This is a genomic window from Pseudomonas sp. R84, from assembly GCF_009834515.1.
Taxonomy (GTDB): Bacteria; Pseudomonadota; Gammaproteobacteria; order Pseudomonadales; family Pseudomonadaceae; genus Aquipseudomonas.
In genome coordinates, this window is the sequence record NZ_CP019426.1 from 6,528,360 (window position 1) to 6,544,267 (window position 15,908).

The window sequence follows — 15,908 nt, forward strand, 5'->3', positions numbered from 1 at the left end:
ACCAGGCACCCGCAGAGGTGCTTCCAGCAACCAGCCTTGATCCGTGAGAACGTTATGGAACCCGGAAACGCCCAGCTGTCGATGACGGTACTAATGACCCCCGACATGGCCAACTTCTCTGGCAATGTCCACGGCGGCACCCTGCTCAAATACCTCGATGAAGTGGCTTATGCCTGCGCGAGCCGTTATGCCGGCCGCTACGTGGTGACCCTGTCGGTGGACCAGGTGATTTTCCGCGAGCCGATTCATGTCGGCGAACTGGTGACTTTCCTCGCCTCGGTCAACTACACCGGCAACACGTCGATGGAAGTCGGCATCAAAGTCGTCACCGAGAACATCCGCGAGCGTTCGGTGCGTCACACCAACAGCTGCTTCTTCACCATGGTTGCGGTGGATGACCAGCGCAAGCCGGCCACCGTACCGCCGCTGCAACCGCAGAACAGTGAAGACAAGCGTCGTTATATGCAGGCGCAGCAGCGCCGGCAGATTCGTCAGGAGCTGGAGAAGCGCTATCAGGAGATCAAGGGCGACGCCTGAGATTTGTAGCGTTAGGAAATCGCTATCGCGAGCAGGCTCACTCCTACATTGGAATTCGTTTCCCTGTAGGAGTGAGCCTGCTCGCGATTGGATTCAACGCGGTCTTACAAACTGATCGCAGTAGCCTCGAACTTCACCCGCGGATGCGCAATCCGATCCTGCGCCCGCACCAGTTGCAACTCATAACTGGCGCACGCCTGAGTCTCCAGCAATACCTCATGCACCGCCGCCGCCGTGAACTCAAACGCGGCCACCAGACTGTCGCCCAACAGCACCCGCGCCAGGAACAGGCCGGACGTCAGATCGCCAACGCCCACCGGCTGACGCGGAAATGCCAGCAGCGGACGACGCAGATGCCAGCTGCCTTCGGCCGTTACCAGTAGCATTTCAAAGCCATCGACCGGTTTACCCGGATAATCCAGATGTTTGACCAGCACCGCTTTCGGCCCGCGCGTCAGCAGCGCACGCGCCATCGCCAGGCAATCGAACAACGACTGCGGCTTGCGCCCGGAAAAACTGTCCAGCTCCAACTGGTTCGGGCACATGATGTCCGCCACGGCGGCCGCCTCCTCCAGAAGGAAATCGCTGACTTCGGTCGGCACGCTGCAGCCCTTCTCCGGATGGCCCATCACCGGGTCACACAGATACAGCGCCTTCGGATTGACCGACTTGATGCGTTCGACACCGCTGAGAATCGCCCGGCCCTGCGCCGCGCTGCCGAGGTATCCGGACAGCACCGCATCGCAGTTGCCCAGCTCGCCAATCGCGGCGATGCCTTCGACCAGCTCGGGAATCTGCTGCGGCGCCAGCACTTCGCCGGCCCATTGGCCGTACTGGGTGTGGTTGGAAAACTGCACGGTGTTGAGCGGCCAGACATTGACCCCGACCCGCTGCATCGGAAAAACCGCGGCGCTGTTGCCGGCGTGGCCGAACACCACGTGAGACTGAATGGCGAGCAGATGAGGCGTACGTTTCATTCGGGTCATTCCGTAAAACGATTGAAATTCAAGCCGCGCAGTATGCGACGAAACGCAGCCTGTACGACAGACCGGCGACGCAGTTAAGCTGACGCTATCTTTTGGAGTTCGATGTTGATGCTGACCCTGGAAAACATCTTCGTGCTGATACTGTTCGCCGCTGCCGGCGCGTGGCTATGGCACAACCACGGCTTGCGCGAACGCGCGCTGGAGCGGGTCAAACAGCATTGCCTGAACGTGCGGGTCGAGTTGCTCGACGGCAACGTTGCCCTGAAGAAGATCGGTTTCATCAAGGACGCCAACGGTCGCCGACGACTGGCGCGGGTGTACAACTTTGAATTCACCGTGACCGGTGAAACCCGCCATAACGGCACCATCACCCAGTTTGGCGCGCACAGTGCGCAGATCGAACTGGCGCCCTACCCGGCACCGTTCGACGACACGCCACCGGTGGTTGAAGTACACAAGCCGCGCGCCGAAGTCATCGAGTTGAGCCAGTGGCGGCAGGAACATACCAAGTGGAAGCCTTAAAAATCAAAAGATCGCAGCCTTCGGCAGCTCCTACAGGGAATCCCATGTAGGAGCTGCCGAAGGCTGCGACCTTTTGATCTAACTTTCCCGACACCCCGACAAACCCTGCTGCAGCTCATCAATGTTTTGCGGATCGACGAAGATCAGCTCAATCCGCGAATCCTTTCGCCACTCACTGACCTGCCAAATCAGCTGTCCGTTATCCAAAGCATTCGCAGACACCCAACCCTCCGTGCTGTGGATAACCAGCTTCGCCCGCTGCCAATTGAGGCGTGCGAGCCAGTCAGCGATGCGCCGCTTGTCGAACGTTTGCCCCGGATGCCAACGCCAACCAATGCTCCAGCCGCCCTCCTGCGCCTGACTCAAGCAAATCGCCAGCGTCGGATCAGTCCAGACGGCCGGTATTTGTCCTGATCCCTTGGGTACGGCCAGGTTATCCACACCATTGACCGCTTTTGCGGTCAGGCCCGGCAGCTCGCTCAGGCTTAATTGCGCCTCTCGAGTCCAGATCAACGGCACTGCCGGCAACTGGCTGGCGATTTTTTCCCTGGCCCTGTCATCAAGGTTTTCAGCCTTGTTCAACAACAGCAGGCCAGCGGTTGCCAAGGCTTCCTGTTGCGCTGCCGGCAACGGTTTCCCCGCTTCCAGCGCCTGAGCATCCAGCACCAGAACACACGGCTGCACCGCCAGTACACCCAGCCACGGCGCCTCACTCAACTGTTTAATCAATTGCGCCGGATGACCCAACCCGGAAGGCTCGATGAACAATCGATCCGGCTTTGCCTTGCGCAACAAACGCCCGAGGCCGATCTGAAACGGCGCGCCATTGACACAGCACAGGCAGCCCCCGGCCACTTCGCCGAGTGCGACACCATCGGCATCGCGGGTCAGCAGCGCAGCATCGAGGCCGATCTGGCCGAACTCGTTGATCAGCACCGCCCAACGCTCACCTTCTGGCCGCTGGGCCATGAGCTGGCGAATCAGGCTGGTCTTGCCTGCGCCCAAAGGGCCAGCAATGACATGGGTAGGAATGTTCTGCAACATGGCCGGGAGCTTTCTTGGGAGATTCAAAGATGCGTTGGATGGGATGGTCGTTGCTGTTGACGCTGCTGTCGAGTGAAGCGTGGGCTCAGGCCTGCGTGGTGCACAGTCAGGGCGAGCGGCTCGACGTCAAAGTCTGTCAGCAGAACCGCAATATTCCTGAAAAACTGTTCAACGACGGCTTCTGCCAGCCAACCCTGGCCGGGCAAAAAGTCGAGGTGCAATACGTCGACCAGTGCCCGAGCGGCGCGTTTGGCGTGTGCCGCAACGCGCAAGTCGCCAATATGCCTTATCGCCAGGATATCCACTATTACGGCGTCGCCACCGATGCCGCGTATCTGAAGCCGTATTGCGAGGGCCAGAGCCAGGGTTCTTGGCTCAAGCCTTGAGGCGTCAACCGAGCCAGTCGAGGGTCAGTATCAGACGACGCTCGCCTGCAGCCGGTTGCGGCGAACGGTGAATCAATCCAAAACCTTCATTGCCGTGCCATTTCTCGCCTTTCAGTAAGGCGACGTCGCCGCTCTTGAGTTGCTGTATTTGCGCTTGGGGTTCGGCGTTGGCCTGTCCCAATTGACTGCGATCCATCGCGCCTTCCTTGAGCCATTGGCTGCCAACGCCGGCGTAGGTCGTGATCAGCCGCACTGGCACATGATCAACGTGGAAGCGCGGGCACATGGCTTTATCCAGCACCCGCAGGCGCAGGCCGATGCGCCGCGCACCGAGCAAGCAGGCAAAGGCGCTGACTAACCATTTCAGATCGGCGATAAAGCCTTCGTAACCCTCCAGATCGCGCAAGCCCAAGGCCAGACCAGCAAGATCAGGTTCCGCGTCCTCATCTGGCAACTCCAGACTCAGCGACTCCGCCAGAGGCTCGTTGAGCGACAGTAGCAAGTGGGCAAATTCGCTGATGTGCAAAGGCAGTTGGCGCTGCCAGACGGCGAGGTTGGTGTCGTCTTCCAGAATCCGTGCCAGTGTTTTCGGCGTCGGGCCTTGATGTTGATGGCGGGTACGGTTTTGCAGCAGTTTGAGTGCAAGCATCAGGCAGCCTCTTCGTGCCAAGAGCCGAACGGATCCGCCAGCAATCGCCATCCCTCTACGCCAAGGGCCATTTCTTCATCGGTGAGCAGGCAGGCATCGAGTTCGGCAGAAAGCTGCAGGAAATCGATGTTCTGACCGATGAACACCAACTCCTGGCGACAGTCGCCAACGCTTGGCGTCCAGTTTTCCATGATGGCTGCGGTGCTTTCCTGATCTTGTGGCCACTGCTCCTTCGGCACGAAGCGCCACCAGCGCCCGGCAAAACCGTGGCGCATCAAACCGCCGGCCTGCGACCAGCTGCCGGCGTCGCTGGGTTTGCTTGCGAGCCAGAAGAAGCCTTTGGAGCGCAGCAACTTGCCGTTCAGCCACGGACGGTCGATGAAGTTGAAGAAGCGCTCCGGGTGAAAGGGTCGGCGTGCGCGGTAGGCTGTGGAAGCGATGCCGTATTCATCGGTTTCCGGCACGTGCTCACCGCGCAATTCCTGCAGCCAGCCCGGTGCTTGCGCGGCTCTGTCGAAATCGAAACGACCGGTATTGAGGATCTTCTCCAGCGGCACTTCGCCCATCACCATCGGAATGATTTCGGCTTGGGCGTTGAGGCGTTTGAGGATGGCGATCAATTCCTCACGCTCGGGCTGGCTGATCAGATCGATCTTGCTGATCAACAGCACGTCGGCGAATTCGATTTGTTCGATCAACAGATCGGTGATCGAGCGTTCGTCTTCTTCGCCGAGAATCTCGCCACGGGAGGCGAGACTCTCTGCCGCGTGGTAGTCCGGCAGGAAATTCAAGCCGTCGACTACAGTGACCATGGTGTCGAGACGCGCGATGTCGGAGAGGCTCTGGCCATGTTCATCGCGGAAGGTAAAGGTTTCGGCCACGGGCAGTGGTTCGGAGATTCCGGTGGATTCGATCAACAAGTAATCGAAGCGGCCCTCACGGGCGAGCTTACTGACCTCTTCCAGCAGGTCTTCGCGTAACGTACAGCAGATACAACCGTTGCTCATTTCGACTATTTTTTCTTCTGCGCGGTTTAAGCTGACATCACGCTGAACTTCGCTGCCATCAATATTGATCTCGCTCATATCATTGACGATGACTGCTACCCGCAAACCCTTTCGATTACGTAGTACGTAATTCAAAAGTGTACTTTTTCCAGCACCAAGAAATCCTGAAAGTACGGTAACGGGCAGCTCGGCTGACATTGGATAATCCTCTTTTAATGGCAAGCGATTAGCGCTTTGCTGGCGCTTGGCGTTTTTGTGCTTCATGCGAAGGGTTGCGCTGAACGTAAACGCTTGAAATCGGCCTGCTCAGGCTCGGTTATCTTTTATGTTATAGTATAACAATGTAAATAAACCAGCCCTCCTCTTGTCCTAAGCGATAAACCGCAGGAAGCTGAGCCGATACCACTCCGGAATTCGCAATGAAAAATGCGCTGAAATGCTCGTTGTTGAGCCTTGGATTGTTGATGATCGGCAATGCATCGGCTCAGATGCCGGCGCTTGCGACCTGCACACGCAGTGCAAATCTGTTGGCCTGCGTCGATGCCGACGGCAACGCCTATAGCGTCAACACCGTCGGCAACACGCTTTATCTGCGTGGGTTTGAAAAGGCCGGCCAGCGTTATTGGGCGCAAACCAATAGCCGTTTCGGCCAACTGACGTTCTTCACCGGCATCGCCTCTGACGGCGAAGCCTGGGTGGGCTACACACGACGTGTCGGCTGGACGACGATCAATCGCTTCTCCAGCTCGGGTGGTAGCAGCGCGAAATTCACCTGCAGCCGGATTACCGGCTGTTAAACCTGAGCCTCTCGCTGCGCCTGCTGCCAGGCCAGGTAACTGTCGACGGGGGGATTCTTTTCAAAGTAGCGCTGCAATCCTTTGAACAAACCGTCCGCCACGGCTTGCTGATGCCGAGCGGTGACCAATCGCTGGCTGTCCCGCGCATTGGAAATAAAGCCGGTTTCCACCAAGATTGAAGGTACGTCCGGCGATTTCAACACTGCGAATCCAGCCTGTTCCACGCGCTTCTGGTGCAGAGTCGTAATGTCGGCAAGGCTGCCCAGCACCGTACTGCCAAGCTGCAAACTGGCGGCAATCGTTGCATTCATCGACATGTCGAGAATCACCCCGGCGAGCATCGGGTCTTTATCTTTCAAGTTGAGCAGACTCGTTGCACCGAGCAGGTCCGCGCCGTTCTCTCGCTGCGCCATGAAGCGCGCAGTCGCCGACGTTGCGCCCCCCTCAGAAAGGCAATACACCGATGCGCCAGAAGCCGTCAGACGCGGCGCTGCATCGGCATGCACCGAGATAAAAATGTCGGCTTTGTGCTGACGGGCGATCGCCACGCGCTTGCGCAATGGAACGAAAAAGTCGTCATTGCGTACCAGTTTTACGTCGAAGCCTTTCTCTTTTTTCAGACGCTTAGCCAGCATCTGCGCGATGGAAAGCACTACATCTTTTTCGCGTTCGCCCTTGGCGCCGACCGCGCCGGGATCCTTTCCGCCATGTCCCGGATCGACGACTACGACGATGTCGCGCTTCGGATGAGCACTGATCTGCGGTGTTTCACGTGGAACCTTTGGAGCTATTTGAATCAGTTTTGCGCTGACCAAGTCCAATACCAAGCGATGACTTTGTCCGTCTTGCGGCGCTAAAAGAAAGCTGTTCAGTAATACCGGACTGCTCAGATCCAGAACAATTCGCGTATCGCCCTGACCAAAGGGCCCGGATCGGATCGCGCGTATCACCGTGTCATTCAGCGCCAAGTGGCTGAAATCCCCACCCAAGCTTGCCCCACTCACATCAATGATGAGTCGTTCAGGCGCACTGAGCGTGAAGGTCTTGTAGCTGACCGGCCCACTCAAATCGAACACCAACCGCACTTTGTCCTCAGATCGCCAAAGTCGTGCCTGACGAATTTGCGTAGCAGACACGCTGAAGGGCAAAGCAAAAGCGGCGCTGGCCAAAATCAGATTGAGCACTTGACGTCTGTGCATATGAAAACCTGTTCATGAAAAAGACATCGTGATTTGAATTGTTATAATGTAACATTGAATCGAATCACCATGATGGTCCCGAACATGAATTCGCTTTCACTCCCGGATATCGCCGCGCAGACCGCTCGCCAAGCTTTGCCACTCGAATGGGTGGGGATGCAAGGCATCGCATTACCCGTTTTGTTGGAAGGCCAACACCTGAATGCCAAGGCTGACGCTGGAGTGAGCCTTGATGATGGCGAGGCGCGCGGCATTCATATGTCGCGGCTGTATTTGGCCCTGGAGATACTCGAACAGGAACGCCTGACACCCGCTCTCCTGCACGAAGTACTCAAGCGCTTTCTAGAAAGCCACCAGGGGTTATCCAACTGTGCGTACGTGAATATTCACTGCGACTTACTGCTGAAACGCCCCGCGCTAATCAGCCCGTTGGCCGGCTGGAAATCCTATCCGACGACTATTTCGGCAAGCCTGAAAAATCAAATGTTCCACGTGGAACTCAAAATTGACGTGCCCTACTCTTCGACTTGCCCTTGCTCAGCGGCGTTGGCGCGGCAGTTGATCCAGCAACAATTTATCGACGACTTCGCCAACAAAGGTCTTCAGCACGCAGACGTTTTGGCATGGCTAGGCTCGACTCAAGGCATCGTCGCCACACCTCACAGCCAACGCAGCATTGCGCAATTGCATCTGCACCTAGACGAATTCATCGATGAATTGCCGCTGAGCGTGATCATCAATGACGCCGAGGCGGCCCTTGGCACCGCTGTACAAACCGCAGTAAAGCGCGCGGACGAACAAGCCTTCGCCCTCGCCAACGGCCAGAACCTGATGTTCTGTGAAGATGCCGCGCGCCGTCTGAATATGGCATTGCGTCGCACCCCAGGAGTCAGCGGATTCAACCTGCGGGTCATTCACGCCGAAAGCCTGCACGCCCACGACGCCGTCGCCGAAAGCCACTGGCAGCGTGAACAAGCATGATCCGCTGCCAATCGCTGAGTTGGGGCGCACCCGGTCAACCACTGACGAGCCCGCTGAGTATTGAGTTCGACAGCGGCAGCCTGACCGCGATCATCGGTGCCAATGGCTGCGGCAAGAGCAGCCTGCTGAAAGTCATCGCCGGATTGCAAAAACCTTTGGCAGGCAACGTTGCCCTCAGTGTTCCACGTCAAAGCGGGTTGTCATTCCTGCCCCAGCAACAGCATCTCGACCGACAATTCCCCATCAGCCTGGAAGAACTGATCTGCGCCGGTTTCTGGGGCCGACGGCTTTCAACACAATTGCGCGCACAACGTCTGAAAGACGCACTGGAAAACTGGCACCTCAGCGGACTCGGGGAGCGTCCACTCATGGCCCTGTCCGGTGGAGAACTGCAACGTGCCCTGCTCGCCCGCCTGAGTCTGACCGACGCTCCAGTGTTGTTGCTCGACGAACCCCACGCCGCACTCGATGAGCTCGGCCAACAACTGCTTTGGCAGCACATCCATACCTGGCATGGCGAAGGTCGAACACTGGTCGTCGTGTGCCACGACCTCGCCGCCGTACGCCAGCACATCCCGCAAACCTTGCTGATCAAAAACCACGAATGCGTGTTCGGAGCCAGCAACGAGTTGATCCGGCAAACCCCTCACACGCAGGTGGCCTGATGCTCGCCGTCGCCCATTTCTGGCAGCCGTTCAACGAATTTTTATTCATGCGCCGCGCCCTGCTCGGCGGCTTGGTATTGGCGTGCAGCACTGCGCCGCTCGGCGTGTTTTTGATCCTGCGGCGAATGAGCCTGATCGGTGACGCGGTGGCCCACGGAATACTTCCCGGCGCCGCACTGGGTTTCTGGTTTGCCGGACTCAGCCTGCCTGCACTGACGCTCGGAGGTCTCGGGGCCGGCCTGAGCATGGCCGGCCTCGCCGCCTGGATCACCCGCCGCACCGGCCTGCGCGAAGACGCCAGCCTCGCCGCGATCTATCCCATTTCCCTCGCCAGCGGCGTACTGATACTCGGCATCGCCGGCAAACGCCTTGACCTGTTGCATCTGCTGTTCGGCTCAGCACTGGCCGTCGACGGCCCGACCCTCACCGGCATGTTATGGGTTTCGGGATTCAGCCTGGTCGCCATGGCGCTGATCTACAAGCCGCTGTTGCTCGACACCCTCGACCCGCTGTTCCTGAGAACCGTCAGCCGCCTCGGCCCCATCGCCCACGGCGTCTTTCTGACTCTGGTCGTACTCAACCTGGTGATCGGCTTCCAGGCAATCGGCGCTCTGATGGTGGTTGGACTGATGATGCTTCCCGCCGCCGCTTCGCGATTCTGGAGCCGCCGTCTGCCAACCCTGATGGCCATCGCGGCCGTCATCGGTTGCCTCTCGGTGTGGCTTGGCTTGCTGCTGTCGTTCTGCTGCTCGTTGCCCAGCGGCCCGGCCATCGTATTGGTCGCCGGTGTCGGTTATCTGCTGTCCGTGGTGTTCGGGCCGGTTCACGGTTTGTTGCGCCGCCCGCCTTTGCTCACATCCCAATGAGGTGTTTCCCGATGCGCGCTCTACTCGTGTTGCTTAGCCTGATGCTGTCGATGTCCTTGTCGGCGGCGGAAAAATTACCGGTGGTCACCAGCTTCAGCATCCTCGCCGACATGGTGCATCAGGTCGGCGGCGAGCATATCCAGATCACCAACATGGTCGGCCCGGACGCTGACGCACACACCTACGAGCCAACACCGGACGATGCCAAAGCATTGCTTGGCGCGAAATTGATCATCAAGAACGGCCTGGGTTTCGAGCCGTGGCTGGATCGTCTAGTGACCAGCACCGAGACCAAAGCCACAGTGGTCAGTGCCAGTCACGGGGTGATTCCCCGCTCGCTGGATGAGGACGGCGAAACCGTTCCCGACCCGCACGCTTGGCACAATCTGGCGAACGCCGAGTTGTACGTCGCCAACATCACCAAGGCACTGATCGCTGCCGACCCGGCGAACAAAGCCGACTACGAACGCAACAGCAAAACCTATCTGAAGCAGATCTACGCCCTGCTCGCCGAAGCCAAAGCCAAACTCGGTGCGCTGCCTCCAGGCAACCGCAAAATCGTCACCAGCCACGATGCCTTCGGTTATCTCGGCCAGGCGTACGGCATCGACTTCATGGCACCGCAAGGCTTGTCCACAGAACGAGAGCCATCGGCCGCGGAAGTCGCTGCGCTGATTACCCAGATTCGCCAAGCTCACGTCAAAGCAGTATTCATGGAAAACATCAAAGACGCGCGTCTGCTCAAACAGATCGCCGACGAAAGCGGCGCGCACATTGGTGGCACGCTCTACTCCGACGCCCTCGCCGCCCGCGGCCCCGCCAGCACCTTCACCGGGCTGTTCGAATACAACCTCGACACCCTCTACAACGCGCTGAGCCAACCATGATCCGCAAGAACCCATCAGGTGATTTGCCACAAATTGCCGAGTCAGCCTACGTCGACAAAACCGCAATCATCTGCGGCAAAGTGGTGATCGGCGAGAACGTGTTCGTCGGTCCCTACGCGGTGATCCGCGCCGACGAAGTGGACGCCTCGGGTGCAATGGAGCCGATCACCATCGGCGCCAATTCGAATATCCAGGACGGCGTAGTCATCCATTCCAAATCCGGCGCAGCAGTGACCATTGGTGAGTTCACTTCCATTGCCCACCGCTCGATCGTCCACGGCCCCTGCGTCGTGGGCAACCGCGTGTTCATCGGCTTCAACAGCGTGTTGTTCAACTGCATCGTCGGCAATGGTTGCGTGGTGCGGCACAACTCGGTGGTCGATGGTCGCGATTTGCCGGACGCCTTTTATGTGCCCTCGACTACTCGCATCGGCCCGAACACCGACCTCTCGTTATTCCCGCCAGTGAGTGTCAGTGCCTCGGAGTTTTCCGAAGACGTGGCGCGCACCAACGTCGATCTGGTGCGCGGCTACAAAGCCTTGCAGAACGAGTTCTGAATCATGAGCAGCGTGCTGATTCGCAACGCAAGACTGGTCAATGAAGGACGCGAGTTCGACGGCGATCTATTGGTCAGCAACGGGCGCATCGTCAAGATTGCTCGCAGCATCGAAGGCGAAAACGCCAAGGTGGAAATCGACGCGAATGGCCAATGGTTGCTGCCGGGGATGATTGACGACCAAGTGCATTTTCGTGAGCCCGGTGCGCCAGCCAAGGGCAGCATTCATAGCGAATCTCGGGCGGCGGTTGCCGGCGGTATCACCAGTTTCATGGACATGCCCAATACCAACCCGGCCACCCTCACCCTCGCAGCGCTGGCCGACAAAAAGCGCCGGGCGGCGCTCGGTTCGGTGGCCAATTACGGCTTTCACTTTGGCGTGAGCCGCGACAACCTCGATACGGTCGCCGCGCTCAATCCCTGCGAAGTGGCTGGGGTGAAAGTGTTCATGGGCGCGTCCACCGGCAACATGCTAATGGATGATCCGCAAATTCTTGAGCGACTGTTCGCGGAAGTGCCAACGATCCTGTTGGCCCACTGCGAACATACTCCGAGTATCGACGCCAACGCGGCCAATCTGCGTGAGTTGTTCGGTGAGCGAATACCGCCCGGCGCTCACCCGCTTATCCGCGATGCCGAGGCATGTTATCGATCCTCTTCACTGGCGGTGGAGCTGGCGCAACGTCACGGCACGCGCCTGCATGTTTTGCACCTGACCACGGCGCGTGAACTGACGTTGTTCGAGGACAAACCCCTAGCGCAGAAACGCATCACCGCTGAAGTCTGTCTGCATCATTTGCTGTTCGATGATCGCGATTACTCAAGCCTTGGAAACTTGATCAAGTGCAACCCGGCGATCAAGACTCAGGCCGATCGCGATGCGTTGCGCGCGGCCCTGAACAGCAATCTACTGGACGTGATCGGCAGTGACCATGCGCCACATACCTGGGAAGAAAAGCAGCGAGCTTATGCGCAGGCGCCTTCCGGATTACCGCTGGTACAGCATGCGTTGCCCGCGTTAATGGAGCTGGTGGCGGATGGAATTTTGCCGATCACGACCTTGGTGGCGAAGACCAGCCATCGCGTCGCGGATCTGTTTGCGATTCCGGATCGTGGGTATTCGCGTGAGGGGTATTGGGCGGATCTGGTGCTGGTTGAACGGCAAACGCTGGAGGTCGATCGGCAACCGATTCTGTCGCAGTGCGGATGGACGCCGTTTGCCGGGTGCAGCTTTCGGCATCGGGTGAATACGACGATTGTTTCGGGGCAGATTGCCTGGCGGGAGGGTCAGGTGAATGAGGCGTGTCGAGGATTGGCGCTGAGGTTTATGCGTTGATTCAAACCCCTGTAGGAGCTGACGAGTGAAACGAGGCTGCGATCTTTTGATCCTTTTGTAAAATCAAGATCAAAAGATCGCAGCGTCCCGCAGCTCCTACATGGAATGTTTTACGCGCGAGGTTTCACAGCGCCGCAATCCTGGCCCAGCCAAACCGCGCGAGTCTCGAGACTGCCCTTCTGGTTGATCCCGATCGCGTTGAACGTGCCGTTGGCCACGGTGGTGAACTCACGATCACTGAGGAACGTCGCCACCCCGGTGCCCTGCGCTTTCGGGCAACTGAAGCGGAATTTCCATTGGTTGCCGCTGCGCTCGGTGATCTGCTGCTTGCAACCCGATTGCGGGTCGGCCAACGGAATATCGTTGGTCGCCACTTGCTGCGGCGTCAGACAGGCACGAATGCCCTTGCCGCCGATATTGATCCCGTTCTTTTCCAGCGCCGCGCGTTGTTGCGGGGTCATCTGACCTTGCAGCTGGCCGAGGATCGATTGCACATCCATCGGCTGGTCATCGACCTTGACGTTGCTCGATGTCATTTCCCACAGCCCCGGCTGCAGCATCTGCGCCTGCGCAACCACCGGCAATGCCAAACCCAGGCCCAGCGCCAAACCCAGCAGACGAACGTTCATCGAAAAACTCCTGATCAGTAGTGGCCGTTAGACGTCGGCCGATTGCTTCGGTTCATGCACCAATTAAATAGCGACATTCGCGACAGAACATGGTCTGTTAAGCATTGAATCTTCCGGAGCAAGGCTGCCCCATGGATTATTTTGGACCGCACATTTTCGGTTATCTGATCGCCCTGATACACACCCTCGGCTTGATCGCTGCCATCCACGCGGTGCTCACCGTACGCACGGCTCAAGGCTCGATCGCTTGGGCATTGTCGCTGATCTTCATTCCCTACCTCACGCTTGTTCCGTACCTGGTGTTCGGCCGCAGTACCTTCGATGGTTATATCAAAGCGCGGCGTCAGGCCAACGAACAGATGCGTCAGGCGATCTCCGAACTGAACTGGCGCCCGTGGGTGGAAGAGGCACTGACCGCGCGCGCCTCGAATGCCTACGCCTCGTTACGCGCCATGCCCAAACTCGGTCGCATGCCGTGCCTGGCGAACAATCAAGTGCAACTGTTGATAAACGGTGCGGCCACTTTCGACGCGATCTTCCAGGCGATCGATCAAGCGAAAGAAGCGGTGCTGATTCAGTTTTTCATCATTCACGATGATCGGCTCGGCCAGCGCCTGCGCGATCTGTTACTGAGGAAAGCCGCCGAAGGCGTGTCTATTCACCTGCTCTACGACGGCATCGGCAGCCACGCCCTGCCCCACAGTTATGTGCAGGCATTGCGCGATGGCGGCGTCGAGGTCAAAGCATTCGCCACACGCAGCGGCTGGCTCAATCGCTTTCAGGTCAACTTCCGTAACCACCGCAAGATCGTCGTGGTCGATGGCGTGGTCGGCTTTGTCGGTGGACATAACGTCGGCGATGAATACATGGGCGAAAAACCACCACTGGCACCTTGGCGCGATACCCATGTGAAGGTACGTGGCCCGGTCGTCGCGTGTATGCAGGAATCCTTCGCCGAAGACTGGTTCTGGGCTGCGCGTACCCTGCCGCCGCTGATCCTGCCCGACGAATACCCGGATGACGGCGTGCTCTGCCAATTGCTCGCCAGCGGCCCGGCGGATGCCTACGAAACCTGCTCGCTGTTCTTTGTCGAAGCGATTCACGCGGCGACCGAGCGAGTGTGGATCACCAGCCCGTATTTCATCCCTGATGAAGCCGTGTTCGCTGCATTGCGTTTGGCCGTGTTGCGTGGGGTCGATGTTCGATTGCTACTGCCGTCGCGTCCCGATCACCGCATCGTCTACGCCGCTTCCAGCCTTTACGCATTTGAAGCCGTGCGCGCCGGCGTGCGGGTATTCCGCTACGAACCCGGTTTCCTGCATCAGAAAGTGGTGTTGATCGACAGCGAGATCAGCGCCATCGGCAGCGCCAATCTGGACAACCGCTCATTCCGGCTGAATTTCGAAGTGATGCTGCTGACCGTCGACAGTGACTTTGCCGCCAGTGTGGAAAACATGCTCAAAGAGGATTTCGAACAAGCCTATGAAATCGCCAAGGAAGAAAGCCGGGAGATCCACCGCCTGCAACAGGTCGGCATGCGGATCGCCCGGCTGATTTCGCCGATTCTCTAAAAACCCCTCACCCTGACCCTCTCCCAAAGGGAGAGAGGATTATTCAGTGTTAAGGGTTATAGATGTCGTCGCGAGTCCACGGCAGTTCATGGCTGCCATCCGGGTGGGCCTTTACCGCGAGGATCTGGTGCAGATTGATCCAGCCACGCGCGAACGCATAGGCGCAGCCGGCCAGGTACAAACGCCAGATGCGCAGCGCTTGATCCGGTACCAGTTTGCCGGCGGCTTCGAGATTGTCCTCCAGCCGCTCGCTCCAGTGATCCAGCGTGCGCGCGTAATGCAGGCGCAGACTTTCGACGTCGACAATCTCCAGGCCGGCTTCGCTGATCTCGGCCGAAATCATCGCCAGGTGCGGCAACTCACCGTTGGGAAACACGTACTTCTCGATAAACTCCCCGGCACCGCGTCCTACCGGTCGGCCATCAGTGTGTTTGGCGGTAATACCATGGTTCATCACCAGGCCGCCCTCCTTCACCGCGCCGAACAGGGTTTTGCAGTACTCGGCGAGATTGGCGTGACCGACATGTTCGAACATGCCGACACTGACCACTTTGTCGAAACGCCCGTCCTGGGGCAAATCGCGGTAGTCGAGCAACTGCAGTTCGATCTGGTCTTCCAGGCCTTCGACCTTGACCCGCTCACGCGCCAATTCCAGCTGTTCTTTGCTCAGGGTGATGCCAAAGACTTTTGCGCCGAATTCCCGCGCGGCATACCGCGCCAACCCACCCCAGCCGCAACCGACATCCAGCAGGTAGTCGCCTGGCTGCAAGCGCAGCTTGCGGCATAAATGTCGGAATTTGGCTTGTTGCGCTTGTTCGAGGGTTTCGCTGCCCGTTTCGAAGTACGCGCAGGAATACGCCATGTCGCTGTCCAGCCAAAGCTGGTAGAACGCATTGGACAGGTCATAGTGGTAGGAAATGGCTTTGGCGTCGGTTTCCTTGTCGTGCACCGAACGTACTGGCTGACTGTCGTCATCTTCGCCGAGCAAAGCGTTGCTCAATTCGTCGCAGACCCGGATGACTTCGCTGATCGAACCCTCCAGTTCAAGTTTGCCTTCAACGAATGCCGCTCCGAGCGCATCCAGGCTTGGGTGTGTGAACTGGCTGACCATCTGCGGGTCCTTTACCACGATGGTGACGCTGGGCGCCGGCCCCAGATTAAACTCATGGCCATCCCAGAGTCGCAGGCGAAGCGGAAGCTGCAGATTCTGTAAGGCCGGTGGAAGTTGCACGAGCATGGAAAATCCCCCTTGTTTCAGACGTCAGATCTGAGGGTAGACCATCCCGGAAA

Annotated in this window: 18 protein-coding genes; 11 read left to right on the forward strand and 7 right to left on the reverse strand. The window is 58.5% G+C overall.

All coding sequences use genetic code 11. The features are described from left to right. Nucleotides 1-54 precede the first annotated feature (54 nt). Complete coding sequence (locus PspR84_RS29090) at nt 55-537, forward strand: acyl-CoA thioesterase (RefSeq protein ID WP_097089417.1); 483 nt, start codon at nt 55-57, stop codon at nt 535-537. 104 nt (nt 538-641) lie between these two features. Here the strand turns inward: PspR84_RS29090 and pdxY are convergent, their stop codons facing one another. After that, nucleotides 642-1,514 (reverse strand): pyridoxal kinase PdxY, encoded by an 873-nt coding sequence (gene pdxY / locus PspR84_RS29095; RefSeq protein ID WP_160059983.1) that lies wholly within the window; start codon nt 1,512-1,514, stop codon nt 642-644. A 117-nt stretch (nt 1,515-1,631) separates the two neighbouring features. On the opposite strand from pdxY, the gene PspR84_RS29100 reads away from it, so the two are divergent. After that, nucleotides 1,632-2,045, forward strand: a complete 414-nt coding sequence (locus PspR84_RS29100) for a DUF3301 domain-containing protein (RefSeq protein WP_026000521.1) — start codon at nt 1,632-1,634, stop codon at nt 2,043-2,045. Nucleotides 2,046-2,123: 78 nt separating this feature from the next. On the opposite strand, the gene PspR84_RS29105 is transcribed toward PspR84_RS29100, so the two are convergent. Next, the gene (locus tag PspR84_RS29105; protein WP_160059984.1) at nt 2,124-3,089 is read right to left on the reverse strand and encodes a CobW-like GTP-binding protein; all 966 of its coding nucleotides are present in this window, start codon (nt 3,087-3,089) and stop codon (nt 2,124-2,126) included. Between the two features lie 29 nt (nt 3,090-3,118). Here PspR84_RS29105 and PspR84_RS29110 point away from each other — a divergent pair, with 29 nt between their 5' ends. After that, nucleotides 3,119-3,475: an NADH:ubiquinone oxidoreductase gene (locus PspR84_RS29110; RefSeq protein WP_160059985.1), complete on the forward strand. Its 357-nt coding sequence runs from the start codon at nt 3,119-3,121 to the stop codon at nt 3,473-3,475. A 4-nt stretch (nt 3,476-3,479) separates the two neighbouring features. Here PspR84_RS29110 and PspR84_RS29115 read toward each other — a convergent pair whose 3' ends face one another. Both PspR84_RS29115 and zigA read right to left on the reverse strand, forming a co-directional pair. Further along, nucleotides 3,480-4,124: a DUF1826 domain-containing protein gene (locus PspR84_RS29115; RefSeq protein ID WP_160059986.1), complete on the reverse strand. Its 645-nt coding sequence runs from the start codon at nt 4,122-4,124 to the stop codon at nt 3,480-3,482. Then, nucleotides 4,124-5,329, reverse strand: coding sequence for a zinc metallochaperone GTPase ZigA (gene zigA, locus PspR84_RS29120; protein WP_160059987.1), 1,206 nt, complete (start codon nt 5,327-5,329; stop codon nt 4,124-4,126). The genes PspR84_RS29115 and zigA overlap by 1 nt, the downstream gene beginning before the upstream one ends. Before the next feature lie 221 nt (nt 5,330-5,550). Here zigA and PspR84_RS29125 point away from each other — a divergent pair, with 221 nt between their 5' ends. Next, nucleotides 5,551-5,928, forward strand: coding sequence for a glutamine synthetase (locus tag PspR84_RS29125; RefSeq protein ID WP_160059988.1), 378 nt, complete (start codon nt 5,551-5,553; stop codon nt 5,926-5,928). On the opposite strand, the gene PspR84_RS29130 is transcribed toward PspR84_RS29125, so the two are convergent. Further along, a complete protein-coding gene (locus PspR84_RS29130; RefSeq protein WP_160059989.1) occupies nt 5,925-7,127 on the reverse strand; it encodes an N-acetylmuramoyl-L-alanine amidase in 1,203 nt (400 codons plus the stop codon). The two genes, PspR84_RS29125 and PspR84_RS29130, sit on opposite strands and share 4 nt — an antisense overlap. Before the next feature lie 84 nt (nt 7,128-7,211). Here PspR84_RS29130 and folE2 point away from each other — a divergent pair, with 84 nt between their 5' ends. Genes folE2 through PspR84_RS29160 form a run of 6 tightly spaced genes read left to right on the forward strand, consistent with a single transcriptional unit; the run spans nt 7,212 to nt 12,418 of the window. Beyond that, the gene (gene folE2 / locus PspR84_RS29135) at nt 7,212-8,108 is read left to right on the forward strand and encodes a GTP cyclohydrolase FolE2 (RefSeq protein WP_160059990.1); all 897 of its coding nucleotides are present in this window, start codon (nt 7,212-7,214) and stop codon (nt 8,106-8,108) included. Continuing rightward, nucleotides 8,105-8,773 carry an ATP-binding cassette domain-containing protein gene (locus tag PspR84_RS29140; protein ID WP_160059991.1) on the forward strand — a complete coding sequence of 223 codons (669 nt, stop codon included), beginning with the start codon at nt 8,105-8,107 and terminating at the stop codon, nt 8,771-8,773. The genes folE2 and PspR84_RS29140 overlap by 4 nt, the downstream gene beginning before the upstream one ends. Next, nucleotides 8,773-9,639, forward strand: coding sequence for a metal ABC transporter permease (locus PspR84_RS29145; RefSeq protein ID WP_160059992.1), 867 nt, complete (start codon nt 8,773-8,775; stop codon nt 9,637-9,639). The genes PspR84_RS29140 and PspR84_RS29145 overlap by 1 nt, the downstream gene beginning before the upstream one ends. Before the next feature lie 11 nt (nt 9,640-9,650). Then, nucleotides 9,651-10,526, forward strand: coding sequence for a metal ABC transporter substrate-binding protein (locus PspR84_RS29150; RefSeq protein WP_160059993.1), 876 nt, complete (start codon nt 9,651-9,653; stop codon nt 10,524-10,526). Then, complete coding sequence (locus PspR84_RS29155) at nt 10,523-11,083, forward strand: carbonate dehydratase (RefSeq protein WP_160059994.1); 561 nt, start codon at nt 10,523-10,525, stop codon at nt 11,081-11,083. The genes PspR84_RS29150 and PspR84_RS29155 overlap by 4 nt, the downstream gene beginning before the upstream one ends. A gap of 3 nt (nt 11,084-11,086) precedes the next feature. Then, a complete protein-coding gene (locus PspR84_RS29160) occupies nt 11,087-12,418 on the forward strand; it encodes a dihydroorotase (RefSeq protein WP_160059995.1) in 1,332 nt (443 codons plus the stop codon). A gap of 110 nt (nt 12,419-12,528) precedes the next feature. On the opposite strand, the gene PspR84_RS29165 is transcribed toward PspR84_RS29160, so the two are convergent. After that, nucleotides 12,529-13,047: a DUF3617 domain-containing protein gene (locus PspR84_RS29165; RefSeq protein ID WP_095119725.1), complete on the reverse strand. Its 519-nt coding sequence runs from the start codon at nt 13,045-13,047 to the stop codon at nt 12,529-12,531. Between the two features lie 131 nt (nt 13,048-13,178). On the opposite strand from PspR84_RS29165, the gene cls reads away from it, so the two are divergent. Then, complete coding sequence (gene cls / locus PspR84_RS29170) at nt 13,179-14,618, forward strand: cardiolipin synthase (RefSeq protein ID WP_160059996.1); 1,440 nt, start codon at nt 13,179-13,181, stop codon at nt 14,616-14,618. Between the two features lie 49 nt (nt 14,619-14,667). On the opposite strand, the gene cfaB is transcribed toward cls, so the two are convergent. Beyond that, nucleotides 14,668-15,855 carry a C17 cyclopropane fatty acid synthase CfaB gene (gene cfaB / locus PspR84_RS29175; RefSeq protein ID WP_160059997.1) on the reverse strand — a complete coding sequence of 396 codons (1,188 nt, stop codon included), beginning with the start codon at nt 15,853-15,855 and terminating at the stop codon, nt 14,668-14,670. Nucleotides 15,856-15,908: the final 53 nt, after the last annotated feature.